21 protein-coding genes are annotated in these 22,234 nt (G+C 69.0%); 8 read left to right on the top strand and 13 right to left on the bottom strand.

From position 1 onward, the window contains the following. Positions 1 to 18: 18 nt before the first annotated feature. The 5 genes from J2X09_RS12150 to J2X09_RS12130 all read right to left on the bottom strand — a co-directional run bounded on the left by J2X09_RS12150 (position 19) and on the right by J2X09_RS12130 (position 4,913). Complete coding sequence (locus tag J2X09_RS12150; RefSeq protein WP_204733832.1) at positions 19 to 534, bottom strand: cupredoxin domain-containing protein; 516 nt, start codon at positions 532 to 534, stop codon at positions 19 to 21. 22 nt (positions 535 to 556) lie between these two features. Then, positions 557 to 1,969, bottom strand: coding sequence for a multicopper oxidase family protein (locus tag J2X09_RS12145; RefSeq protein ID WP_204733833.1), 1,413 nt, complete (start codon positions 1,967 to 1,969; stop codon positions 557 to 559). 1 nt (position 1,970) lies between these two features. Beyond that, positions 1,971 to 3,353, bottom strand: a complete 1,383-nt coding sequence (locus tag J2X09_RS12140; RefSeq protein ID WP_204733834.1) for a TolC family protein — start codon at positions 3,351 to 3,353, stop codon at positions 1,971 to 1,973. 81 nt (positions 3,354 to 3,434) lie between these two features. Beyond that, the gene (locus J2X09_RS12135; RefSeq protein ID WP_204733835.1) at positions 3,435 to 3,788 is read right to left on the bottom strand and encodes a hypothetical protein; all 354 of its coding nucleotides are present in this window, start codon (positions 3,786 to 3,788) and stop codon (positions 3,435 to 3,437) included. A gap of 48 nt (positions 3,789 to 3,836) precedes the next feature. Further along, positions 3,837 to 4,913 carry a glycerophosphodiester phosphodiesterase gene (locus tag J2X09_RS12130; RefSeq protein WP_204733836.1) on the bottom strand — a complete coding sequence of 359 codons (1,077 nt, stop codon included), beginning with the start codon at positions 4,911 to 4,913 and terminating at the stop codon, positions 3,837 to 3,839. A gap of 161 nt (positions 4,914 to 5,074) precedes the next feature. Here J2X09_RS12130 and J2X09_RS12125 point away from each other — a divergent pair, with 161 nt between their 5' ends. Beyond that, positions 5,075 to 6,814 carry a long-chain fatty acid--CoA ligase gene (locus J2X09_RS12125; protein WP_204733837.1) on the top strand — a complete coding sequence of 580 codons (1,740 nt, stop codon included), beginning with the start codon at positions 5,075 to 5,077 and terminating at the stop codon, positions 6,812 to 6,814. A 3-nt stretch (positions 6,815 to 6,817) separates the two neighbouring features. Here J2X09_RS12125 and J2X09_RS12120 read toward each other — a convergent pair whose 3' ends face one another. Next, positions 6,818 to 7,735, bottom strand: a complete 918-nt coding sequence (locus J2X09_RS12120; RefSeq protein WP_204733838.1) for a LysR family transcriptional regulator — start codon at positions 7,733 to 7,735, stop codon at positions 6,818 to 6,820. 108 nt (positions 7,736 to 7,843) lie between these two features. On the opposite strand from J2X09_RS12120, the gene J2X09_RS12115 reads away from it, so the two are divergent. From J2X09_RS12115 to acuI, 6 genes are all read left to right on the top strand, one after another. Next, entirely contained in the window at positions 7,844 to 8,677 is an 834-nt protein-coding gene (locus J2X09_RS12115) for an alpha/beta hydrolase (RefSeq protein WP_204733839.1), read from the top strand. 90 nt (positions 8,678 to 8,767) lie between these two features. Beyond that, a complete protein-coding gene (locus J2X09_RS12110; RefSeq protein ID WP_204733840.1) occupies positions 8,768 to 9,979 on the top strand; it encodes an efflux RND transporter periplasmic adaptor subunit in 1,212 nt (403 codons plus the stop codon). 29 nt (positions 9,980 to 10,008) lie between these two features. Further along, positions 10,009 to 13,236 carry an efflux RND transporter permease subunit gene (locus J2X09_RS12105; RefSeq protein ID WP_204733841.1) on the top strand — a complete coding sequence of 1,076 codons (3,228 nt, stop codon included), beginning with the start codon at positions 10,009 to 10,011 and terminating at the stop codon, positions 13,234 to 13,236. A gap of 10 nt (positions 13,237 to 13,246) precedes the next feature. After that, entirely contained in the window at positions 13,247 to 14,680 is a 1,434-nt protein-coding gene (locus J2X09_RS12100) for an efflux transporter outer membrane subunit (protein WP_374726498.1), read from the top strand. A 33-nt stretch (positions 14,681 to 14,713) separates the two neighbouring features. Then, positions 14,714 to 14,947: a hypothetical protein gene (locus J2X09_RS12095; RefSeq protein WP_204733843.1), complete on the top strand. Its 234-nt coding sequence runs from the start codon at positions 14,714 to 14,716 to the stop codon at positions 14,945 to 14,947. 9 nt (positions 14,948 to 14,956) lie between these two features. Next, on the top strand, positions 14,957 to 15,955 hold the full coding sequence (gene acuI, locus J2X09_RS12090) for an acrylyl-CoA reductase (NADPH) (RefSeq protein ID WP_204733844.1): 999 nt from the start codon (positions 14,957 to 14,959) through the stop codon (positions 15,953 to 15,955). Between the two features lies 1 nt (position 15,956). On the opposite strand, the gene J2X09_RS12085 is transcribed toward acuI, so the two are convergent. Beyond that, the gene (locus J2X09_RS12085) at positions 15,957 to 16,727 is read right to left on the bottom strand and encodes a DUF2189 domain-containing protein (protein WP_204733845.1); all 771 of its coding nucleotides are present in this window, start codon (positions 16,725 to 16,727) and stop codon (positions 15,957 to 15,959) included. 76 nt (positions 16,728 to 16,803) lie between these two features. Beyond that, entirely contained in the window at positions 16,804 to 17,202 is a 399-nt protein-coding gene (locus J2X09_RS12080) for a bacteriohemerythrin (protein WP_204733846.1), read from the bottom strand. Between the two features lie 145 nt (positions 17,203 to 17,347). Here J2X09_RS12080 and J2X09_RS12075 point away from each other — a divergent pair, with 145 nt between their 5' ends. Further along, a complete protein-coding gene (locus J2X09_RS12075; RefSeq protein ID WP_204733847.1) occupies positions 17,348 to 18,088 on the top strand; it encodes a 2OG-Fe dioxygenase family protein in 741 nt (246 codons plus the stop codon). A gap of 13 nt (positions 18,089 to 18,101) precedes the next feature. Here J2X09_RS12075 and J2X09_RS12070 read toward each other — a convergent pair whose 3' ends face one another. The 5 genes from J2X09_RS12070 to J2X09_RS12050 form a co-directional block, all read right to left on the bottom strand. Further along, positions 18,102 to 18,647 (bottom strand): DUF4256 domain-containing protein, encoded by a 546-nt coding sequence (locus J2X09_RS12070; protein WP_204733848.1) that lies wholly within the window; start codon positions 18,645 to 18,647, stop codon positions 18,102 to 18,104. Positions 18,648 to 18,663: 16 nt separating this feature from the next. Further along, a complete protein-coding gene (gene bktB, locus J2X09_RS12065) occupies positions 18,664 to 19,851 on the bottom strand; it encodes a beta-ketothiolase BktB (protein ID WP_204733849.1) in 1,188 nt (395 codons plus the stop codon). Positions 19,852 to 19,930: 79 nt separating this feature from the next. Then, complete coding sequence (locus J2X09_RS12060; protein WP_204733850.1) at positions 19,931 to 20,503, bottom strand: histidine phosphatase family protein; 573 nt, start codon at positions 20,501 to 20,503, stop codon at positions 19,931 to 19,933. Positions 20,504 to 20,522: 19 nt separating this feature from the next. Continuing rightward, entirely contained in the window at positions 20,523 to 21,296 is a 774-nt protein-coding gene (locus tag J2X09_RS12055) for an SDR family NAD(P)-dependent oxidoreductase (protein ID WP_204733851.1), read from the bottom strand. A gap of 8 nt (positions 21,297 to 21,304) precedes the next feature. Next, complete coding sequence (locus J2X09_RS12050) at positions 21,305 to 21,913, bottom strand: RluA family pseudouridine synthase (RefSeq protein WP_204733927.1); 609 nt, start codon at positions 21,911 to 21,913, stop codon at positions 21,305 to 21,307. Between the last annotated feature and the right edge of the window lie 321 nt (positions 21,914 to 22,234).

Raw genomic sequence — 22,234 nt, 5'->3', positions numbered from 1 at the left:
CCTGGAGGAAACGCGGGGTCAGGCGCGGGGCTTGACGCGGATCGTGCCGCGCATGCCGGCCTCGAAGTGGCCGGCGATCAGGCAGGCAAACTCGAACTCGCCCGCGCGGTTGAATGTCCAGACCACATCGCCTGCCTTGCCGGGTGGCACGTGTGCCATGTAGGGCTCATCGTGCTCCATGCCCGGGTGCTTCTTCATCATGTCGGCATGGGCCTTCAACTCGGCGCTGGTACCGAGCACGATCTCGTGCATCACCTGACCCTTGTTGACCGCGCGCAGCCTCAAGGTCTCGCCCTCGCGCACTTCAAGGTGGCTGGGGCTGAATTTCATGTCGTCGGTCATGCGGATCTCCACCGTGCGGGTGACGGCGCCCGGTTCTGCCGCGATGCCCCAGGGCTTCTGTTCCTTCACCACCGCGGCGGGCGCATGGCCGTGCTGGTTGCCGTGCGAACGCGCGGCCGGCAGGGCCAGTGCCCAGGGAAGGGCGACAAGGCTCAGCTGGAAGTGGCGGCGGCTGGTTGTGTTGTGTTGCATGGGATCTCCTTGGTTGCGCGGATCAATGGTGGTGGCCGGCCGGCGTGGCGGGCTTGCGAACGGTGGCGCCGGCAGGCGCGCCGGCCGGTGAGGGCGCAGCGGGCCGTGATGCGGTGGGTGCCGTGCCGGTATCGACCAGCCGGGCCTGCGTGCCGGGTGGCTGTGCGTAGTCCCCGGGGTCGCTGTAGTCGCCGGCCTTCTGGTCGGCGCGCACCTTGAGGGTGGTGAACATGCCGCCCATCTCGATCGGGCCGTAAGGCCCGGTGCCGGTCATCATCGGAAAGGTGTTGGCCGGGAGCTCCATCTGCATTTCGCCCATGTCCGCCATGCCGCGTTCGCCCATCACCATGTAGTCTGGCGTGGCCCGTTGCAACCGCCTGACGAGGCCGCTGTGGTCGGCACCAATCATGGTGGGCACCGCGTGACCCATGGCGCCCATGGTGTGGTGGCTCTTGTGGCAGTGCATGGCCCAGTCACCCGGCTCATTGGCCACGAACTCGATCTGGCGCATCTGGCCCACGGCCACGTCCGTGCTGACCTCGGGCCAGCGGGCGCCCGGTGGCACCGGGCCGCCGTCGGTGCCGGTCACCTCGAATTCGATGCCGTGGATGTGGATCGGGTGGTTGGTCATGGTGAGGTTGCCCACGCGCACGCGCACGCGCTCGCCCAGGCGCGCCACCAGGGGCGTGATGCCGGGAAACACGCGGCTGTTCCAGGCCCAGATGTTGTGCTCCAGCATGGTGTTGACCTGCGGGGTCATGCTGCCGGGCTCCACATCGAAGGCGTTGAGCAGGAAGCAGTAGTCGCGCTGCACCTCGGCGATCAGCGGGTGCTTCTGCCTCGGGTGCGTGATCCAGAGTCCCATCATGCCCATGGCCATCTGCACCATCTCGTCGGCGTGCGGGTGGTACATGAAGGTGCCCGGCCGGCGTGCGGTGAATTCGTAGACGAAGGTCTTGCCGGCCGGAATGGCGGGCTGGTTCAGACCGCCCACACCGTCCATGCCATTGGGCAGGCGCTGCCCGTGCCAGTGGATGGTGGTGTGCTCGGGCAGGCGGTTGGTGACGTAGAGGCGCACGCGGTCGCCTTCGACCACCTCGATGGTGGGGCCCGGGCTCTGGCCGTTGTAGCCCCACATGTTCACCATGAAGCCGGGGGCCACTTCGCGGACCACGGGTTCGGCCGCCAGGTGGAACTCCTTCACGCCTTCTTTCATGCGCCAGGGCAGCGTCCAGCCGTTGAGCGTGACCACCGGGTTGTAGGGCCGGCCAGCGCCGGTCACGCCGGGAGGTGTCCAGGGCGCGGCGGTGTCGGCGGAGGTCTGCTGCACGGCTTCGGGCAGGGCGGCGAGCGCCACGCGGTTCACGCTGGCCGCCGCCACGGCCGTGGCCGCAGCGCCGGCAAAGAAATGTCGTCGGTTGAGGGATGGGTTCATGTCAGTGTCCTGCGGCGGGGGCGGAGCCCTTGCCGGATGAAGAGGGGGCTTCGGTGCTGGTCGTGGCGTCCGCACCCGACAGCAAGGCCTGCCAGTCGGCCCGCGCGAGCCAGTAGGCCTGCCGTGCCTGCAGCGCGGCGTCCAGCGAGGCCATGCGATCGCGGGCGCTGGCCAGCAGATCCCAGGTGCCTTGCAGCATGCCGTTGTAGCGAAGCAGCGTTTCCTGCTCCAGCGAGGCCTGCAACTGCGCCACCACGTCCTGCGCGTGCAGCGCGCTGGCGTGCCGCAGCTGCAGCGCGGCCCAGGCCTGGCGCGCAGCGGTGCGGCGCGCGGTGGCCTGCTGCAGCAGTTCGGCCTCCGCGTTCAGCGCGCGCGCAAGGGTGGTGTCGCGCAACAGGCTCAGGTTGTCGATGTGCGGTGGCGTGCTCGCATCCCCGTCGGACGGCACCGCGTCCAGCGCGGCGTCCACCGCGCCGTCCCAGGCCTGGCGGCGCGCGGCAGACAGCGCGGAAGCGTCCCGGGCGGCCAGCAGCCGGGCCTGTGCCATCGTCGGGTGGCTGCGCACCACCATGGCCTCGCCCTCCGCGGCGCCTGGGCCATGGCCGGGCCATGGTGTCGCGGGCAAGGCGGGCAGGCTGTCTGGCAGTTGGTCGCCGAGCCGGGCCACGGCCTGCGCGTCCCACAGGCCCAGCAGCGAGGCCAGGTGTTCCCGGGAGCGCAGGCTGGCATCGCGGGCGTTCACACTGGCCTGCCACGCACTGGCTTCGATCAGTTGCTCGCGCATCTGCCGGGCCTGACTCCAGTTGCCGGCCACCACCATGCGGCGGCCCAGTTCGGTGCCGGTGCGGGTGGCTTCGAGGACTTCGTCGAGCAACCGCTCGCGTTGGCGCGAGACGACAGCGTCGATCCAGGCGCGCTGCAGATCGCGCACATGCGAGGCGTAGGCCACCTGCACCTGCGCCCGTGCCAGCGGGTTCATGTCGGCGTGGGTGAAGAGGGCGGGCCGATGCCGCAACGAGAGCTTGAGCGCTTGCGCGAAGTTCAGCGTCTGGTCACGGCGTGAGGTGGCGGGCGCCTCGGAGGCCTGGCTGGATTCCTGGCGCAGCAGGTCGGCATGGCCCCGGGGAAATTCGGCCACGCGCTGGTTGGCGCGCTGCCAGATCGCGCGCGCCGACGCGAGGTCGCCTGGCAACGCCGGCGTGTCGGCGCGCCCCATGGGAGGCAGCACGAGGCTGGGTGTGGTGACCGGGCTGGCCGGGTCGGCGGCATCGAAGGCCGCCGGGTTCTGGGCGTGGGCCGCAGGCCCGGCGAGCGCACAGGCGATAAAGAGCGCGGCCCGCACGGACGGGGGGCGCGGCGGCGAAGGTCGCCGGAAGGACGTCATGGAAATCTCCTGAAATACACAGACCAGCGCCCGCTGCAAGCCCGGATCGGCCGGCGGCGGACGCACCTCGGGTGTGTGCGCTCAGGAAATGGGTGGTTTGATGCCCCGGTGCGGCTCGGAGCTGGCGAAGCGTTCGGCAGGCAGCGCGAGCACGCCATGGACCGGAACCAGGCCCGGTACGACAGGGGCGGAGAGTGCCATCACCGGCCCGTTGCAGACATCGCAACTCTTGTGGGCGTGGTCGGCGGAGGCGTTGTCCTGCATGCCGGCATGCTCGCCGGGCATGGCGTGATCGGGGCATGGGGCGGCGGTGCTGGCGCTGGCCTGTTCCGTCGAGTGCGCCGGTGCGGCCAGCATGGCCAGTGCCATGGCGTCGCCCATCCAGCCGCGGATGGGCAGCAGGGCGATCATGAGGGCAAGCAGCAGGTGGCGCATGGCTCTGGAATGATACGCTGCGGGCCGTTAGGTTCCCGGCATGGGCTTTCAGGGCAATTGTGGCGCGACGCCGAAGCGAGGCGGTGGCGGGAGGAATTCTTCCACCGGTGCCTTGGCCGCGCGCACGGCCACCTGCGGCGGCAGCGCCATGCCGCGCTGCTGCATCACGGCGCGCAGGCGGTCGGGGTAGTCGGTGATGATGCCGTCCACACCCCAGTCGATCAGGCGCGCCATGTCATGCGGTTCGTTGACCGTCCAGGGGATCACGCGCAGTTCGAGGGCGCGGGCGCGTTGCAGCAGGTGCTGGTCCAGGTCGTTGAAATTCGGCGACCACAGCTTGCCGCCCGCGGCCGCCACCATGCCGGGTGCGTCTTCGAAATCCGCCAGCTTGAGGCCTGCCGTCCACTCGCCGCTGCCGAGCGTGTTGAAGCGCGGCAACTGGGCCGACAGGTACGACAGCGGCATGCCCGGTGCCAACTGGCTCGCGACCTTCTGGATGCGCCAGTCGAAACTCTGCAGGCTCACCCGCGATGCCATGCCGTGGGTCCTGATCACGTCGAGCACGGCACGCACGAAAGCGTCGGGGTTGGGCGATTCATCGGGTCGGCCCGGATGGATCTTCAGCTCGATATTGAAATGCACATGACGCGCACCCAGCTGGCGCACGCGGTCGAACAGCGCCGCGAGCGTGGGAATGCGCTGGCCATCGTGTGCCACCTGCTCGGCGAAATCGCGCGCGTAGCGGGTCGACGGATTGATGCGCCCGACGTCCCAGGCACCGATCTCGGCCAGCGTGAGGCGGTTGAAGGGCTGGCCACGGGCCTGCAGCCAGCGGCCGTCGGCATCGCGCGTGAGGTCGGGGTTGGGCGTGGTGTCGTGCGAGATCACCGGCACGCCCTCGGCACTGAGCACGACGTCGAGTTCGAGCGTCGTGACACCGATCGCGAGGGCACGCTCGAAGGCGGCCATGGTGTTTTCAGGTGCCAGGCCGCGCGCGCCGCGATGGCCTTGGGCGTCGAACGCGAGCGCGGCGCCTGCGCACCACAGCGACAGGCCCAGGGCGGTGGTGCAGCTCCAGCGGATCCACGTCAGGCGTTGCACGCCCTGCGAGGTAGGTCGGGTCATGGGGGCAGTCTGACAGCCTCTCGTGACCGATGCAAGACAGCGCGTTTCGCAACGTGGCATCCGCTTTCGCGGATCACGTCCCTGGGGCGACAAGCTGGCGTCGCCATGGGCGGCATCGAGCCGTATGCTTGCCGCACAAGACCGGACACTGGAGACAAGTGATGAGCAGCAGCACCGAGGGCGCGCGCACCGCGTCCCTGCCCGATCCGAACGCACACCACCGCTTCTGGCCCTCGCGCCTGCCGCGGCGCATTTCGCCGCCGGCCACCTCGCTCTGGCACAACCTCGTGGTGAGTGCCCAGCGCTACCCCGACAAACCCGCCCTGGTGTTCTTCGACAGCGTGATCACCTACCGTGAACTGCATGACCAGGCCGAACGGCTGGCGGCGCACCTGCGGCAACACGGCGTGCAGGACGGCGATCGCGTGATCCTGCTGATGCAGAACTGCCCGCAATGGGTGGTGGCGCACTTCGCCATCCTGCGTGCCAACGCCGTGGTGGTACCGGTCAACCCCATGAACCGTGCCGAGGAGCTCAGGCACTACATCCTCGATCCCGATGCCCGCGTCGCGATCGTCGCCGCCGATCTCGCGGGTGAACTGCTCAAGGCCAACAGTGAGGTGAGCGAGGCCGAGCGCTTGCGCCACCTTGTGGTCTCCCACTACGCCGACACCATCGGCCCGCAGGCCGAAATACCGCCGGCCTGGGCCGAGTGGCTGGGCGCCCGGCACGCCCTGCCCACGCCACCCGGTGGCACCGCGAGCAGCTGGGCCGACGCGCTCGCCTGCACCGCTGCAGCGCCGGCGCACAACCGGGGCCCGGACGATCTGGCCGTGCTGCCCTACACCAGCGGCACCACCGGCCTGCCCAAGGGCTGCATGCACCCGCACCGCACGATCATGCACAACGCGGTGGCCGTGGGCATGTGGACGAACAGCACCTCGGAAAACGTGGGCCTGCTGGTGGTGCCCATGTTCCACATCACCGGCATGGTCGCCGGCATGCATGCCGGGGTCTATGGCGGGTCGACGATGGTCCTGATGCCGCGCTGGGACCGCGAGCTCGCCGGCCGCCTGATCTCGCGCTGGCGCTGCACGCACTGGACCAACATTCCCACGATGGTGATCGACCTGCTGGCCAGCCCGAACTTCGACAAGTACGACCTCTCCAGTCTGGTCCTGATGGGCGGGGGCGGCGCGGCCATGCCGCAGGCCGTGGCACAGCGCCTGCTGGAGCAATACGGCCTGCGCTATTGCGAGGGCTACGGCCTCACCGAAACGGCCGCGCCTTCGCACAACAACCCGGCCGATCACCCCAAGCAGCAATGTCTGGGCATCCCTTTCATGGGGACCGACGCGCGCGTGGTCGACCCGCTCACGTTGCAGGAAATGCCTCAGGGCGAAGCCGGCGAGATCATCATCCACGGGCCCGAGGTGTTCGACGGCTACTGGAAACGCCCCGAGGCCACAGAGGCCGCGTTCATCACCTTCGAGGGCAAGCGCTTCTTCCGCTCGGGTGATCTCGGTCGAGTGGACGAAGACGGCTACTTCTTCATCACCGACCGGCTCAAGCGCATGATCAATGCCAGTGGCTTCAAGGTCTGGCCGGCCGAGGTGGAGGCCCTGATGTTTCGCCATCCCGCCATCGCGGAAGCCTGCGTCATCGCGACGCAGGATGCCTACCGGGGCGAGAGCGTGAAGGCCGTGGTGGTGTTGCGCGAAGCCGCGCGCGGCAACACGAGCGAGCAAGCCATCGTCGACTGGTGCCGCGAGAACATGGCCGCCTACAAGTGCCCGCGCATGGTCGAGTTCGTCACCGCGCTGCCCAAGAGCGGCAGTGGCAAGGTGATGTGGCGCCTGTTGCAGGAGCAGGAGACCGCCAAGGCCGCCAGCGCCGCGTGAGGCTCAACCCCGGGAAGCCATCTCGGGCTGCTTCGTGAACAGGTCGGCAACCCACTCGACGAAGGCCCGCACCTTCGCGCTGAGGTGCCGGTTGGGCGGATACACCACATAGAGCGGAATGCTGTGGGTCGACCAGTCCGGAAGCACCCGCACCAGCTCGCCGCGCTGGATCAGCGGCACAGCCGTGAAAGCGCCCATCTGTGCCACACCCAGGCCCGCCAGCACCGCTGCGATCATGGCGTTGCTTTCATTGACGGACAGCCGGGTCGGGCCCGTGATCTCCACCGTCTGGCCGTCCTTCACGAACTCGTTGATGAAGGGGCGGCCATTGCGGGCGGAGAAGTAGTTCAGCATGGTGTGCTCGCTGCCCAGCTGCTCCGGGTGGGTGGGCATGCCGTGCGTGCGGATGTAGGCCGGCGAGGCCACGGTCATGAGCGGCACGTTGGCCACGCGCCGGGCCACGAGCGACTGGTCCAGCAACTCGCCGCCGCGGATCACGCAGTCCACGTTGTCGGCGATGAGATCGACCGCGCGGTCGGTGACGCCCAGCTCCAGCTGGATGTCGGGGTAGCGGCGGTAGAAATCGGCGAGGGCGGGAATGATGATGTGCTGCGCCACCGACGTCCCCACGTCCACGCGCAGGCGTCCGCTGGGGTTGGCCTGCGCGTTGGTCATGCTCGCCTCGATGTCGTCGAGGTCGTTGAGCACGCGCGCTGTGCGCTCGTAATACGCCGCACCGTCCGGGGTGACGGTCACGCGCCGTGTGGTGCGGTTGAGCAGCTTGACCTTCAGCCGCGACTCCAGGTGCTGCACCAGCTTCGTCACCGTTCCTTTCGGCAGGTCCAGCGACTCGGCTGCCTTGGTGAAAGTGCCGGCCTCCACCACCCGCGCAAATACCCTGATCGATTGGATCTGATCCATGCCCTCTGTCCTCGATGTGCTTTGTGGCGGGATTGTTCATGCAATGGAAACAGACAACTGGCCGCAGGTGGCTTTATCCGCAGAAAGGGTGTGTCTATAGTCCGGGCCATGGTTTCAACTGCCTCATCCTCTGCCGCCTTGCCGCCCGCCCGCCACCTGTCGGTGCCCGGCGAGCGTCCACTGGCGCTGCGCGTGCGGGGCGCGAAGCCGCGCGGCGGCACGGTGCCGCTGGTGCTGCACTTCCATGGCGGCGCCTTCGTGTCGGGCGACCTGGACAGTGGCGCCTGCCTGGCCGAGCTGCTGGCGGGCTCGGGTGCCGTGGTCGCGTCGCTGGCCTATCCGCTGGCGCCGGCGCACCGCTTCCCCGATGCGGTGGAAGCCGGCTATGCCGCGCTGGAATGGCTGTTCAAGCAGCGCACCCGCCTGGCGGGCAGTGGCGCGCCGCTGTTCGTCGCCGGCGAGGAAGCCGGTGGCAACCTGGCGGCGGCCGTGGCCTTGATGGTGCGCGACCGCGCGCATCCCCCGCTGGCTGGCCAGATCCTGGTCTCGCCGATGCTGGACCCCTGCAACGCCACGGCCTCGCTGCGGCAGACCATGGGTGAGGCGACCTGCTGCAAATGGATGGAGGGCTGGCAGCAGTACCTGCGCGGCCCGATGGATGCGGAGCACCCCTACGCCGTGCCCGGCCGCGCACAACGGCTTACCGGCCTGCCGCCGGCGCTGATCCTCACCAGCGGTGACGACCCCATGCGCGACGAGGCCCTGGCCTACGCCGAGCGCCTGCGCGAAGCGGGCATCGCGGTGCACAGCGGCCTCATGCCTCCCACCACTGGCTGGCCTGACTCGCTGAGCGAGCAGGCCGCCGGGGAATGTCCGTGCGCTGTCGAGGTGCGCGGCCACGTCCGGGCCTTCTACCAGGCCGCAACGCCCCCGCCGTCCTGACGGCCCCACGCCCCCTTTCCCATTCACCTCGCATGCCCACCCCGGTGACCCACCGGGGGCGGCTCCGTTCGCCCTCAAAAAGGAAACATCATGTCCGACCTGTCTCCATTCAAGCGCCGCATCTGGTGGCCCACCGCGGCGGCCGTGGCCGCCCTCATCGGCGCGGGCGTCGTGCTCGTCCAGGAAGCAAACCCCGCCCGGGCCAGTGCACCCGTGAGCGCGCCGCCGCCCATGCCGGTCTCCGTGGCCACCGTGGCCGAGAGCGACGTGGCCGCCTGGCAGGAGTTCTCCGGCCGCCTCGAAGCGGTGGAGCGGGTGGATATCCGCTCCCGCGTGGCCGGGGTGGTGCAGGCCACGCACTTCCGCGAAGGCGCGCTGGTGGCCAGGGGCGACCTGCTGGTGTCCATCGACCCGGCGCCTTACGAGGCCGAGTTCGCGCGCGCCGAGGCCCAGGTCATCGCCGCGCAGGCCCGCGTCAACCACGCCACCAACGAGCACGCGCGCTCGCGCCGCCTGTGGGACGACAAGGCGATCGCCCAGCGCGAGCTGGACGACCGCGAGAACGTGCTGCGCGAAGCCGAGGCGAACCTCAAGGCCGCGCAGGCGCAGTTGCAGGCCGCCCGTCTGAGCCTGGGCTACACGCAGGTGCGCGCACCGGTGGCCGGGCGCATCGGCAAACTGGAGGTGACCGTGGGCAACCTCGTGGCCGCCGGGCCCGGTGCACCCGTGCTCACAACCCTGGTGTCGGTCAGCCCGATCTACGCCAGCTTCGATGCCGATGAACGGACCGTCGCCGGCGCATTGCAGGGGTTGGCGGGGGGTGCACGTCCAGCGGTCGAACGCATTCCGGTGCAGATGGGCACCTCGGCCACCACCGATACGCCGTTCGCCGGTCAGCTGCAGCTGATCGACAACCAGGTCGATCCGCGCAGCGGCACGGTTCGCGTGCGCGCCGTCTTCGACAACAAGGACGGCCGCCTGATGCCCGGGCAGTTCGCGCGCATCCGCATGGGCCAGCCGCAGACCGCGCGCAGCCTGCTGGTGAGCGAGCGCGCCGTCGGCACCGACCAGGACAAGAAGTACGTGCTGGTGGTGGGCGAGGGCGACAAGACCGAGTACCGCGAGGTCACGCTGGGCGCACCAGTCGATGGCCTGCGCACCGTGCTCAGCGGACTCAAACCTGGTGAGCGCATTGTCGTCAATGGCCTGCAGCGCGTGCGCCCTGGCGACGTGGTGCAACCGCAGACCGTGCCCATGAGCGCCCGCGCGGAAAAAACCTCGGTGGCCGTGGCCAGGTCCTGAACCGCCACGCGATTGACAAGAAGAACATCATGAATCTCTCGAAATTCTTCATCGATCGGCCGATCTTCGCGGGCGTGCTCTCGCTGCTGATCCTGATCGCCGGCCTGGTCGCGCTGCGCGGCCTGCCGATCTCCGAGTACCCCGAGGTGGCACCGCCTTCGGTGGTGGTGCGCGCCCAGTACCCGGGCGCCAACCCCAAGGTCATCGCCGAAACCGTGGCCACGCCGCTGGAGGAGTCCATCAACGGCGTGGAAGGCATGCTCTACATGGGCAGCCAGGCCACCACCGACGGCGTGATGACGCTGACCGTGACCTTCAAGCTCGGCACCGACCCCGACAAGGCGCAGCAGCTGGTGCAGAACCGCGTGTCGCAGGCCGAGCCACGCCTGCCCGAGGAAGTGCGGCGCCTGGTTGTGACCACGGTCAAGAGCTCGCCCGACATCACCATGGTGGTCCACCTGGTCTCGCCGAACGACCGCTACGACATCAACTACCTGCGCAACTATGCGGTGCTCAACGTGAAGGACCGGCTTGCGCGCATCCAGGGGGTGGGCCAGGTGCAGATCTTCGGCGGCGGCGACTACTCGATGCGCGTCTGGCTCGATCCGCAGAAGGTCGCGCAGCGTGGCCTCTCGGCCAGCGACGTGGTGAGCGCGATCCGCGGCCAGAACGTGCAGGCCGCCGCTGGTGTGGTGGGTGCCTCGCCGGGCCTGCCCGGCGTGGACATGCAGCTCTCCATCAACGCGCAGGGCCGTCTTCAGACCGAAGAGGAATTCGGCGACATCATCGTGAAGACCGGTGGCGACGGCGCCGTGACCCGGCTGCGCGACATCGCGCGTCTGGAGATGGGGGCGGCCGACTACTCGTTGCGCTCGCTGCTCAACAACCAGCCCGCTGTCGGCATGGGCGTGTTCCAGGCGCCGGGCTCCAACGCGCTCGACATCTCGGCCGGGGTGCGCGCCACCATGGCCGAGTTGCAGAGGAACATGCCCGAGGGCGTGGAGTTCCGCATCGCCTACGACCCCACGCAGTTCGTGCGCGCCTCCATCCAGTCGGTGATCACCACGCTGCTCGAAGCCATCGCGCTGGTGGTGCTGGTGGTGATCCTGTTCCTGCAGACCTGGCGGGCATCCATCATCCCGCTGCTGGCGGTGCCGGTGTCGGTGGTGGGCACCTTCGCCGTGCTGCACCTGCTCGGTTTCTCCATCAACGCGCTCTCGCTGTTCGGGCTGGTGCTGGCCATCGGCATCGTGGTGGACGACGCCATCGTGGTGGTGGAGAACGTGGAGCGCAACATCGAGGCGGGGCTGTCGCCGCGCGATGCGACCTACCGCGCAATGAAAGAAGTGTCCGGACCCATCATCGCGATCGCGCTGGTGCTGGTGGCGGTGTTCGTGCCGCTGGCCTTCATCAGCGGCCTCACGGGCCAGTTCTACAAGCAGTTCGCGGTGACCATCGCGATCTCCACCGTGATCTCGGCCATCAACTCGCTCACGCTTTCGCCCGCGCTGGCGGCCCTGCTGCTGCGCGGCCACGACGCGCCCAAGGACGCGCTCACGCGCGGCATGGACCGGGTGTTCGGTGGCCTGTTCCGTGGTTTCAACCGCTTCTTTCACCGGGGGGCCGAAGCCTACAGCGGCGGCGTGCGGCGCGTGATCTCGCGCAAGGCGCTCATGATGGTGATCTACCTCGCGCTTGTGGGCGTGACCTTCGGCCTGTTCAAGGCTGTGCCCAGCGGCTTCGTGCCGGCGCAGGACAAGCAGTACCTGATCGGCTTCGCGCAGCTGCCCGACGGTGCCACGCTGGACCGCACGGAAGAGGTGATCCACCGCATGGGCGAGATCACCAAGAAGAACCCGAACGTGGAAGACGCGATCGCCTTCCCCGGCCTGTCCATCAACGGCTTCACCAACAGCTCGAACTCCGGCATCGTGTTCGCCACGCTCAAACCTTTCGCCGAGCGCCGGCGCGCCGACCAGAGCGGCGGCGCCGTCGCGGGCCAGCTCAACCAGGCCTACGGCGAGATCCAGGACGCCTTCATCGTGATGTTCCCACCGCCGCCGGTGGCGGGCCTGGGCACCACGGGCGGCTTCAAGCTGCAGCTGGAAGACAAGGCCTCGCTGGGCTACGAAGCGATGGACGCGGCGGTGAAAGCCTTCATGGCCAAGGCCTACCAGACGCCCGAACTCGCCGGCATGTTCACGAGCTGGCAGGTCAACGTGCCGCAGCTCTACGCCGACATCGACCGCACCAAGGCGCGCCAGCTCGGCGTGCCGGTGACGGACATTTTCGACACCATGCAGATCTACCTCGGCAGCCTGTACGTGAACGACTTCAACCAGTTCGGCCGCACCTACAGCGTGCGTGCCCAGGCCGACGCGCCCTACCGCGCGCGAGCCGAAGACGTGGGGCTGCTCAAGGTGCGCTCGACCTCGGGCGAGATGGTGCCGCTGTCGGCGCTGATGAAGGTGAACTCCAACTTCGGCCCGGAGCGCGCCATGCGCTACAACGGCTACCTCTCGGCCGACATCAACGGCGGGCCCGCGCCCGGCTTCTCGTCGGGCCAGGCACAGGACGCGATCGAGCGCATCGCCGCGGAGACGCTGCCGCAGGGCATCGGCTTCGAGTGGACCGAGCTCACCTACCAGGAGATCCTGGCCGGCAACTCCGCGCTGTGGGTGTTTCCGCTGGCGATCCTGCTGGTGTTCCTGGTGCTGGCCGCGCAGTACGAAAGCCTCACGCTGCCGCTGTCCATCATCCTGATCGTGCCCATGGGCCTGCTCGCGGCCATGACCGGCGTCTGGCTGGACGGGGGCGACAACAACGTGTTCACGCAGATCGGGCTGATCGTGCTGGTGGGGCTGTCGGCGAAGAACGCGATCCTGATCGTGGAGTTCGCTCGCGAGCTGGAATTCGCCGGGCGGTCGCCTGTGCAGGCCGCCATCGAGGCCAGCCGCCTGCGGCTGCGCCCCATCCTCATGACCTCCCTGGCCTTCGTGATGGGTGTGCTGCCGCTGGTGCTCGCCACCGGCGCAGGCGCCGAGATGCGCTCGGCCATGGGCGTGGCCGTATTCGCCGGGATGATCGGCGTGACCGCCTTCGGCCTGTTCCTCACGCCGGTGTTCTACGTGCTGCTGCGCCGCCTGGCCGGCAACCGCGCGCTCAGGCTGCATGGCGCCGTGCCACACCTGGAGGGCTTTGCCTCCGGCGGGGGTGGCAACGCCCGCGCCGTCCCTGCCGCTCCCCTGACCCATTGAAGATCCCAAGGTGAATCCCGTGACACATCTCCATCGCCTGCTGGCGCTGACCGCCGCGCTCGTGCTGGCTGGCTGCGCCACTGCGCTGCCGCCCTTGCCGGCGTCGGTGCCCACTCCGCCGCAATTCAAGGAGCAGCCGCGTCAGAACGAACACTGGACGATCGCGCAGCCCGCCGAAGCCCAACCCCGGGGTGCCTGGTGGAAGGCGTTCCAGGACCCGGTGCTCGACGATCTGGCCGAACGCGCCGCCGCTGGCAACACCGACATCCAGGAAGCCGCCGCCCGCCTGGCGCAGGCGCGCTCGCTGCTGCGTGGCGCGCAGGCCGATCGCCTGCCCCGGGTCGGCGTGGGTGCCGACGCCTCGCGCGGTGCCGGTGCCTCCACCGCCAGCGGCGCGGTGCCTGCCACGCTGCTGCAGGCGGGCGTGAACTTCTCCTACGAGCTCGACCTGTTCGGCCGCCTGTCGGGCGCGCGCGATGCGGCCGCGCTGGATGCGCAGTCGCGCCAGGCCCTGTTGCAAAGCACACACCTGCTGGTGCAGGCTGAGGTGGCCCAGGCCTACCTCGCTCTGCGCGCGCTGGACACCGAGCGGTCCCTTGTGCAGGACACCGCCGCCGCCTACGCGGACACGCTTCGTCTCACGCAGCGGCGCTTCGAGGCCGGCGACGTGGCCGAGCTGGATGTGATCCGCATCCAGACCGAACTGGCCGCCACCGAGGCCGAGGGGTTCGCGCTCGGCCGCAGCCGGGCCGAACTCGAACACGCGCTGGCCGTGCTGGTGGGCGAACCCGCTTCCGGCTTCACGGTGGCGCCCGCCGACACCGGCCGGGTGCTGCCGGTGATCCCGGCCGGTGTGCCCGGCACCGTGCTCACCCGTCGGCCCGACGTGGCCGCCGCCCAGGCCAGCCTGCTGGCCGCCCAGGCGCGCGTGGGCGTGGCGCAGGCGGCGTGGTTCCCCAGCGTGTCGCTCACGGCGGCCGCGGGCTACGCCGCCCCCGACCTCGGCGATGTGTTCAAGTGGTCGGCGCGCGCGTGGGGTGTGGGGGCGCTGCTGTCGGTGCCTCTGTTCGACGGTGGCCGGCGCGAGGCCGGCGTGCAGGGCGCGCAGGCGCAACTCGACGCGGCCGCCGCCAGCTACCGGGGTCAGGTCCTCACGGCCTTCCGCGAAGTGGAGGACCAACTGTCGGCCCTGCGCTGGCTGCAGGACCAGGCCCTGGCCCAGGGCCGTGCGGTGGACGCCGCACAGCGCGCCAGCACGATCTCGGAGACGCGCTACCGCAATGGCCTGGTGAGCCAGCTCGAACTCCTCGATGCGCGCCGCAACGAGTTGATCAACCGGCGCCAGGCGCAGCGCGTGGAGGCCGCTCGGCAGCAGGCCACGGTGCGGCTCATCCGCGCCATGGGCGGAGGCTGGACGGTGGAAACCCCGACCCGGGACACGTGAGCAGCGCCGGGGTGGGCACCGGCACAATAGGGCATGCGCTCTCCCGCCGCGATCCTTCGCCGTCTGTGGCAACCGCACCGTGGCCTGTTCTGGCTCATGGTGCTGCTGCAGTTGCTGTCTTCGTGCATCGTGCTGTTCGTGCAGATCACCGATCCGCCCGATGCGCTGCGCCTCGCGCTCGGCGTGATGGCGCTGATCGATTCGCTGCTGGCCTGGTGGCTGGCGGCGCGCCTGTGGCGCGAGTCGGCCCCATCCACCCCTTCCTAGGAGACGTTCATGTTCGATGCCTTGCTGATCACCAAGCCCGAGTCGGGTTACCGCTGCGAACTCGCGCAACTGGACGAAGCGCAACTGCCCGCCAGTGGTGACGTCACGGTGCGCGTGGACTACTCCACCGTGAACTACAAGGACGGTCTGGCCATCACTGGCAAGTCGCCCGTGGTGCGCAGCTTTCCCATGGTGCCTGGCATCGACTTCGCCGGGTCGGTCACGCACAGCGACCACCCGGACTGGAAGCCGGGTGACCGCGTGCTGCTCAACGGCTTCGGTGTGGGCGAGGTGCACTGGGGTGGCCTGTCGCAGCTGGCGCGTGTGAAAGGCGACTGGCTCGTGGCCCTGCCAGACAGCTTGAGCGAGCGCGACGCCATGGCCCTGGGCACCGCCGGCTACACCGCCATGCTGTGCGTGCAGGCGCTGCAGAAACATTGGGCCGAGGCGGGTGTGGCCGCCGGCAGCGGGGAGGTGCTCGTGACGGGCGCGGGTGGTGGCGTCGGCAGTGTGGCGATCTCGCTGCTGGCCGGGCTGGGCCATACGGTGGTGGCCTCCACCGGCCGGCCACAGGAAGAGACTTACCTCAGGTCGCTCGGTGCCGCCGCGGTGATCGACCGCAACGAACTCGGCGCACCCGGCAAGCCTTTGCAGAAGGAGCGCTGGATCGGTGTGGTCGACTCCGTGGGCAGTCATACGCTGGCCAACGCCTGCGCGAGCACGCGCTACGGTGGCGCGGTGGCCGCCTGCGGCCTGGCCCAGGGCATGGACCTGCCCGCGAGTGTGGCGCCTTTCATCCTGCGCGGTATCACGTTGTATGGCATCGACAGCGTGATGGCTCCCATGGCGAAGCGCGAGGCCGCGTGGGGCGAACTGGCCCGCACACTGGACCGCGCGCAGCTGGCCGCGATGATCACCGAGATCGGCCTGGCGGACGCGATCCCCGCCGCCAGCCAGATCCTGGCGGGCCAGGTGCGCGGGCGGCTGGTTGTGAACGTCAAGGGCTGAGTCAGCGCGCCGGCACCGCCTGCCGGTATGCGTGCCAGGTGGCATGGCCCACCACCGGCCCCACCACGATCAGACCCAGGAACCACGGCAGCATCGCCAGTACCACGAGCAGCGTGATGAGCGCTCCCCACCAGGCCATCACGCCCGGGTTCTGCAGGCAGGCCCGGATGCTCGTGAGCGAGGCAGAGATCGCGTCGGTCTGGCGGTCCAGGATCATGGGAATCGAGATGGCGCTGGTGACGAAGATCAGACCGGCGAAGACGCCACCCACCAGCGTGTAGGTGATGAGGAATTCCAGGTTCTCGCGCGCCAGCAGCTGGCCAGGCAGGTTGTGCGCGTCGGGCACGGTGCTGAACGACACCGCAAACACCACCAGCGACGCGCGGCCCCACAGCATTTCCAGGATGAGCAACACGCCCGCGAAGATCGCGATCGAGCCCTTGGTCTGCTCCCAGGCCAGCAAGGAATCCGGCAGCGAAGGCGGGTGGCCTTCTTCCAGCGCCCGGCTCACGTGGTACAGACCCAGGCACAGGAAGGGCCCCAGCAACAGGAAGCCCGCCGAGAGCGCCAGCACATAGGCCGGTGCGGTGCGGAACACCAGCAGCAACGCGTGCCCCATGAGAAAGAAGCACATGCCGTAGAACAGGCCCACCGGCGTGCGCACGAAATCAGCCCAACCCAGGCGAAGCCAGCGCAGCGGGTCGCCCGCGTTCAGTTCGGCCAGCTGCAGATTGAAAACCGAAGATGGCGGCTGGGGTTCTTCGTCGTTCATGACTGTCTCCTCGGTGATGCGCGCCACCTCATGGCGGGTGCTTGTGCGCAGGTCTGTGTCCGGGTTGCCTTGTGGGTCAATTCAAGGTGTGTCCCCGCAGGTGCAGGGCCAGCGCCGCATCGAACGCATGCGTGTGTTTGGCGAACCAGGCGCCCAGTTCGCGAGCCATCTGGCGCGCCGGTGCGAGATCGCCGTTGCGGATCTGCCCGATGCCCTCGCGCAGGAGGTTGAGCACCACGCGATGTTCCAGCGCGTGCGCGTCCGAACGGCCATGGCCTGTGTCGCGCATCCAGGCATCCTCCTGGCCGAAATGGGTGGAGACGTGGGCCACCAGGTCGGCCCAGGCCTGGGGAAGCTCGGCGTCGTTCGCGGCCTGCGCGCGAGCCAGCCGCTCCATGAGTTCGCGGTTCATCGTGTCCAGCGGGCCGTAGTCCAGATTCAAGGCCTCGGACCATTGCGCAACGGGGGTCGCCATCGGGTGCTCCTTTTGTCTCTTGCAAGGCGTTGCCGGAGCTTGGCAGTAGCCGTCGCCGCGCGCCTTGATCCAGCGCAAACGCTGGGCACGCGCAAGGCCCGGTGGCCTGTGGGCCCACCGGCGCGCCGCTACACTGGCCGGCGTTATGACCAGCGAATTCCAGCCTCCTTACGTGCCCCTTTCCGCGGTGCACAGCACCCTGCAATCCACCGGTTTCGCGCTGCTCAGTGCGGCCGACGTGAGCGAATGGCTCGCCGCGCGGCCGGTGGATCTGGCCGAGCTGCACACCGGCTGGAACCAGCTGCCACCCGATGCCTACCTGAAGGACGGTGGTCGTTACCGCAGCCGGCGCCACAGCTGCTTCGTGGTGGAGGACGATCGCGTGCGCCAGGTGCCGCACCGCGCCCACTGGCAACCGCTGGAATACAACGCCTTGCACGGCGGCATGCAGCGCTGGTTCGAACCCATGGAACCCGCCACCGTGGCGCTGCCGGTGTGGAGCCGCCTGCTTGCGCGGCTGGGCGAAGCGGCCAGCCAGTTACGTGGCCCGCAGCCCTGGAGCGTGGAGGCCCACGTGTTCCGCATCGACACCACCGACGGCATTGGCCGCCCCACGCCCGAAGGTGCCCACCGCGACGGTGTGGACCTGGTCGCCGTGTTCATGGTCGACCGCCACGCCATCAAGGGCGGGGAGAGCCGCGTGTTCGAAGCGAACGGCCCCAGTGGCCAGCGCTTCACACTGCGCGAGCCGTGGTCGCTGCTGCTGATCGACGACTCGCGCGTGATCCACGAGAGCACACCGATCCAGCCGCTGGAAGAGGGCGCGCTGGGCTGGCGCGATACGCTGGTGGTGACCTGCCGGCGGGGTGGCTTCCAGGGCGACTGATCCGCCCTGAACGTCAGACGCTCACCCAGCCCCTGAAGCCCCGCGCGGCGTAGTACGACTGCGCGCCATTGTGGTACGTGAAGACCTGGCCGTAGCGCCGGTCGCAGAACAGCGCGCCGCCCAGCTTGCGGATCCCGGGTGGCGTTGCCACCCAGCTCGAGGTCTTCAGGTCGAACTCACCGTACGCCTGCAACTGGCGGTACTGCGCTTCCGTCAGCAACGAGATGCCCATGGCTTTCGCCATGTCCATCGCGTTGTCCGCTGGTTTGTTCTCCTTGCGCGAGGCCAGTGCCTCGGCGTCGTAGCAGAGGCTTCTTCGGCCCGACGGGCTCTCGGGTGCGCAATCGCAGAACAGGCAGGCGCCGCTGGCATCGACCGGGCCGATGACGTCCGGCTCGCCTCCCGTCTCCTCCATGGCGAGCAACGCCTTCAGCTTGTCGGGGTTCGCTTGCAGCCGGGCTTCCACCTCGGCCCATCTCACCCCGGTGTGCCGTTGCGTGTGCTTGTCGAAGCGCTGCTTCAACGTCCGCAGAAGCGTGTCGCGCTGTTCTGCTTGCATGGCGCAGGGCGGCGGGTCAGACCCGTTCGAAGATGGCCGCAATGCCCTGGCCACCACCGATGCACATGGTCACCAGCGCATAGCGGCCCTGGATGCGCTGCAGTTCGTGGATGGCCTTCACCGTGATGAGCGCGCCCGTGGCACCGATGGGGTGGCCCAGCGAGATGCCCGAGCCGTTCGGGTTGACCTTCGCCGGGTCCAGGCCGAGGTCGCGCGTGACGGCGCAGGCCTGTGCGGCGAAAGCTTCGTTGGCCTCGATCACGTCCAGGTCCTTCACCGTGAGGCCAGCCTTCTTCAGCACAGCCTGCGTGGCGGGCACCGGGCCGATGCCCATGTACTTCGGGTCCACGCCGGCGTGGGCATACGCCACCAGGCGCGCCAGCGGCTTCGCGCCACGCGCCTTCACGGCACCGGCATCCATCAGGACCACGGCGGCGGCGGCGTCGTTGATGCCGGAGGCGTTGCCGGCGGTCACCGTGCCGTTCTCCTTCAGGAACACCGGCTTGAGCCTGGCGAAATCGTCCAGCGTGGCGTTGCTGCGGAAGTGTTCGTCGGTGGCGTAGGCCACGTCGCCCTTCTTGCTCTTGAGCGTCACGGGCACGATCTGGTCCTTGAAGTAACCGGCTTCCGTGGCGCGCTGAGCGCGGTTGTGGCTTTCCACGGCCAGCTTGTCCTGGTCTTCGCGGCCGATGCCCCACTTGGCGGCGATGTTCTCGGCCGTCACGCCCATGTGGATGGTGTGGAACGGGTCGTGCAGCGCGCCGATCATCATGTCCACCATCTTGGTGTCGCCCATGCGGGCGCCCCAGCGCATGTTGAGGCTGGCGAAGGGCGCGCGGCTCATGTTCTCGGCCCCGGCACCAATGGCAATGTCGGTGTCGCCCAGCAGGATGCCCTGCGCGGCCGAGACGATGGCCTGCAGGCCCGAGCCGCAGAGGCGGTTGACGTTGAAGGCGGGTGTGCCTTCGGCGCAGCCGCCGTTGATGGCCGCCACGCGCGAGAGGTACATGTCTTTCGGTTCGGTGTTGACGACGTGGCCGAACACCACATGGCCGACATCCTTGCCGTCCACGCCCGCACGCGCGAGCGATTCGCGCACGACGAGGGCGCCCAGTTCGGTGGGGGGCTGGTCCTTCAGGCTGCCGCCAAAGGTACCGATGGCGGTGCGCACGGCGCTGACGACGAAGACTTCACGGCTGCTCATGGCGATCTCCTTGGAATGACGATGGATGTCGGTAACCCGCCATCGTAGCCCGGCTCGCCGTCCCGGGCCGGATGTCCGTTCAGAAGACCTGGCGTGCCACCACCCGCAACTGGGTGCCGCTGCCGTCCCTGCCGGGCCGCGTGAGCAGGATCTCGCCCATGGCGGGGTTCTGGCCGGTGAGGGCGGTGATGTTCACCTGGTGGGTGACGAGCGCCATGTTGCGGGGTGCCTGCCAGCCTTGCACGGCGTCCAGCACGTCGCGCGTGCTCATCTCGCGTTCATCGGTTCCGAAGAAGGAATTGAGTGGCGTCCAGACGGTGTTTTTCTTGAAGGCGATCATGGCGGTGTCCACGCAGCGGCACCACGCGCTGGAGCGCACCTGGTCAACCTTGACGCGCTCGCGCAGGAACGCGGCCGCGACCTTGCGCGCCTGCTCACGGCCAGCTTCGCTCAGGTTGCGCTGGGTGCTGCAGTCGCCCAGCGTGAAGTTGGGCGGGTCGCCCACGCCGGGTGTGGTCTGCGCATGGCGCATCAGCAGCACGCAGCCACCTTCGCGCAGCAGGTTCCAGAAGCCCGGCTCCTGTGCCACCGTGAATCCGGGCAGGGTGGCCAGCGTGAGGGCACTGGCCTGGGTGAAGAGGCGTCGTCGCATGGGGGGCTCCTTGGGCGTGTCAGTCGCGCACGTCGGCGACGGGGTTGCTGCCGAAGTCGGGGCGCTGCAGCCAGGCCAGCACGCGCCCGGCGGCCTCGTCCGGGGATGTGAGCTGCCCCTGGCTCTTGAGTTCCACGAAGCGCTCATGGTCCGGAAAGGCCGCAGGGTCGCCGGCGCGAAGCTGGATCTGCATGTCGGTGTCGATCACGCCGGGCGCCAGCGACACGAGCCTTGCGCCCTGGGCGTGCCGGGCTTCGTCCAGCGCGCTGCAGCGGGTGAAGTGGTCCATGCCCGCCTTGGCGGCGCAGTAGGGTGCCTGCGACGCCATCGCGCGGCGGCCCAGGCCAGACGAGATGTTGAGCACCTTGCGCGGCCCACGCCAGCCGCCTTGCACCCAGACGCGGGTGGCGCGCAGGAATGCGGCGGTGAGCTGCATCGGTGCTTCCAGCCCGACGCGAAGGGCGTTGGCGAGTTCGCTCGGGGGACATTCGTCCAGCGGGCCGATGCGCGGGATCACGCCTGCGTTGTTGATCAGGGTGGCGCTGGCGATCGCACCGGCGTCGAGATCGGCCAGCCATTCACCCAGGCGTTGCGCGGCGGCCGTGGTCTCGGCGAGGTCTTGCGTCCACTGTGTGAGGGTGGCGTCCTTGCGCTGGGCCTCGTCGGCCAGTTCGGTGCTGATGTGGCGCGCGATGGTGAGCAGGTGGCTGTCGGTGCGCAGCGATCGTTTCGCCATGGACAGGCCCATGCCGCGCGAGCCGCCGGTGAGGATGGTGAGGTGGATAGGGTTCATGGGGTGGGTCAGAAAGGGCAGGGGCTGAGAAAGTGCATGGTCTCATTGCTCTGCGGATGTGGCAACGAGAGCTGGTGGGCATGCAGCAGCAGGCGCGGGGCCCGGGCCTGCTGTGCGGGCGTGGCGTAGAGCATGTCACCGAGTATGGGGTGGCCGATGGCTTGCAGGTGCACGCGCAACTGGTGGGTGCGGCCGGTGACGGGTTCGAGTTCGAGCCGTGTGCTGTCAGGGCCCGATGGGCCGGCGATGCGCCAGCGTGTGACGCTGGGTTTGCCGAGTTCGGCGCTGACGATGCTGCGGGGGCGGTTGGGCCAGTCGATGGTGAGGGGCAGGTCGATGGTGTTCCAGCGGTTGTCGGGTTGCGGGTTGTGCAATGTGCCGGCGACGATGGCGGTGTAGCGTTTGTGGACTTGTCGGGTCTCGAAGGCGCGGCTCATGTGGCGTTGTGCGTCGAGGCCGCGCGCCATGACGACCAGGCCGGAGGTGGCCATGTCGAGCCGGTGGACGACGAGGGCGTCGGGCCACCGGGCCTGTGCCCTGGCGCTGAGGCAGTCCTGCTTGTCGGGGCCTCTTCCTGGGACGGCGAGAAGGCCTGCGGGTTTGTCGAGGACGATCATCTGCTCGTCTTCGTGGATGAGCTGTACGTTGCTCACGGGTTGCACCTCGCGGGCGTTCGGGCACACGGCGCCCTGCTCCGCGAATGTCCCCCGCCGGCTGGTGCCGGCTCCTCCTTTATTTCGCTGCGCAGGGCGCCGTGTACCCAAACGCCAGAGGTGATGTTGGCGCGCAATGCCTCAAGCGCCAACGAGGGGCTGGGTGATCGGGGTGGCCGGCGCAGCGAAATAAAGGAGGAGGGGCGGCGCAGCCGACCCGGGGGACATTCGCGGAGCCGGCCACCCCGGTCGCCAAGACCCGGAGCAACCGGGGAAAAAGACAAC

Origin of the sequence: Hydrogenophaga laconesensis, from assembly GCF_031457235.1 — a bacterium.
In the GTDB taxonomy this organism is placed as follows: domain Bacteria; phylum Pseudomonadota; class Gammaproteobacteria; order Burkholderiales; family Burkholderiaceae_C; genus Hydrogenophaga; species Hydrogenophaga laconesensis.
The sequence above is the reverse complement of the archived record's forward strand: the minus strand, read 5'-3'. Positions and strand labels throughout refer to the sequence as shown.

What these genes read in the sequence shown, in the direction of transcription:
- J2X09_RS12150 (WP_204733832.1), bottom strand. Translation starts at nt 534, where the DNA reads ATGCAACACAACACAACCAGCCGCCGCCACTTCCAGCTGAGCCTTGTC.
- J2X09_RS12145 (WP_204733833.1), bottom strand. Translation starts at nt 1,969, where the DNA reads ATGAACCCATCCCTCAACCGACGACATTTCTTTGCCGGCGCTGCGGCC.
- J2X09_RS12140 (WP_204733834.1), bottom strand. Translation starts at nt 3,353, where the DNA reads ATGACGTCCTTCCGGCGACCTTCGCCGCCGCGCCCCCCGTCCGTGCGG.
- J2X09_RS12135 (WP_204733835.1), bottom strand. Translation starts at nt 3,788, where the DNA reads ATGCGCCACCTGCTGCTTGCCCTCATGATCGCCCTGCTGCCCATCCGC.
- J2X09_RS12130 (WP_204733836.1), bottom strand. Translation starts at nt 4,913, where the DNA reads ATGACCCGACCTACCTCGCAGGGCGTGCAACGCCTGACGTGGATCCGC.
- J2X09_RS12125 (WP_204733837.1), top strand. Translation starts at nt 5,075, where the DNA reads ATGAGCAGCAGCACCGAGGGCGCGCGCACCGCGTCCCTGCCCGATCCG.
- J2X09_RS12120 (WP_204733838.1), bottom strand. Translation starts at nt 7,735, where the DNA reads ATGGATCAGATCCAATCGATCAGGGTATTTGCGCGGGTGGTGGAGGCC.
- J2X09_RS12115 (WP_204733839.1), top strand. Translation starts at nt 7,844, where the DNA reads ATGGTTTCAACTGCCTCATCCTCTGCCGCCTTGCCGCCCGCCCGCCAC.
- J2X09_RS12110 (WP_204733840.1), top strand. Translation starts at nt 8,768, where the DNA reads ATGTCCGACCTGTCTCCATTCAAGCGCCGCATCTGGTGGCCCACCGCG.
- J2X09_RS12105 (WP_204733841.1), top strand. Translation starts at nt 10,009, where the DNA reads ATGAATCTCTCGAAATTCTTCATCGATCGGCCGATCTTCGCGGGCGTG.
- J2X09_RS12095 (WP_204733843.1), top strand. Translation starts at nt 14,714, where the DNA reads ATGCGCTCTCCCGCCGCGATCCTTCGCCGTCTGTGGCAACCGCACCGT.
- acuI (WP_204733844.1), top strand. Translation starts at nt 14,957, where the DNA reads ATGTTCGATGCCTTGCTGATCACCAAGCCCGAGTCGGGTTACCGCTGC.
- J2X09_RS12085 (WP_204733845.1), bottom strand. Translation starts at nt 16,727, where the DNA reads ATGAACGACGAAGAACCCCAGCCGCCATCTTCGGTTTTCAATCTGCAG.
- J2X09_RS12080 (WP_204733846.1), bottom strand. Translation starts at nt 17,202, where the DNA reads ATGGCGACCCCCGTTGCGCAATGGTCCGAGGCCTTGAATCTGGACTAC.
- J2X09_RS12075 (WP_204733847.1), top strand. Translation starts at nt 17,348, where the DNA reads ATGACCAGCGAATTCCAGCCTCCTTACGTGCCCCTTTCCGCGGTGCAC.
- J2X09_RS12070 (WP_204733848.1), bottom strand. Translation starts at nt 18,647, where the DNA reads ATGCAAGCAGAACAGCGCGACACGCTTCTGCGGACGTTGAAGCAGCGC.
- bktB (WP_204733849.1), bottom strand. Translation starts at nt 19,851, where the DNA reads ATGAGCAGCCGTGAAGTCTTCGTCGTCAGCGCCGTGCGCACCGCCATC.
- J2X09_RS12060 (WP_204733850.1), bottom strand. Translation starts at nt 20,503, where the DNA reads ATGCGACGACGCCTCTTCACCCAGGCCAGTGCCCTCACGCTGGCCACC.
- J2X09_RS12055 (WP_204733851.1), bottom strand. Translation starts at nt 21,296, where the DNA reads ATGAACCCTATCCACCTCACCATCCTCACCGGCGGCTCGCGCGGCATG.
- J2X09_RS12050 (WP_204733927.1), bottom strand. Translation starts at nt 21,913, where the DNA reads ATGATCGTCCTCGACAAACCCGCAGGCCTTCTCGCCGTCCCAGGAAGA.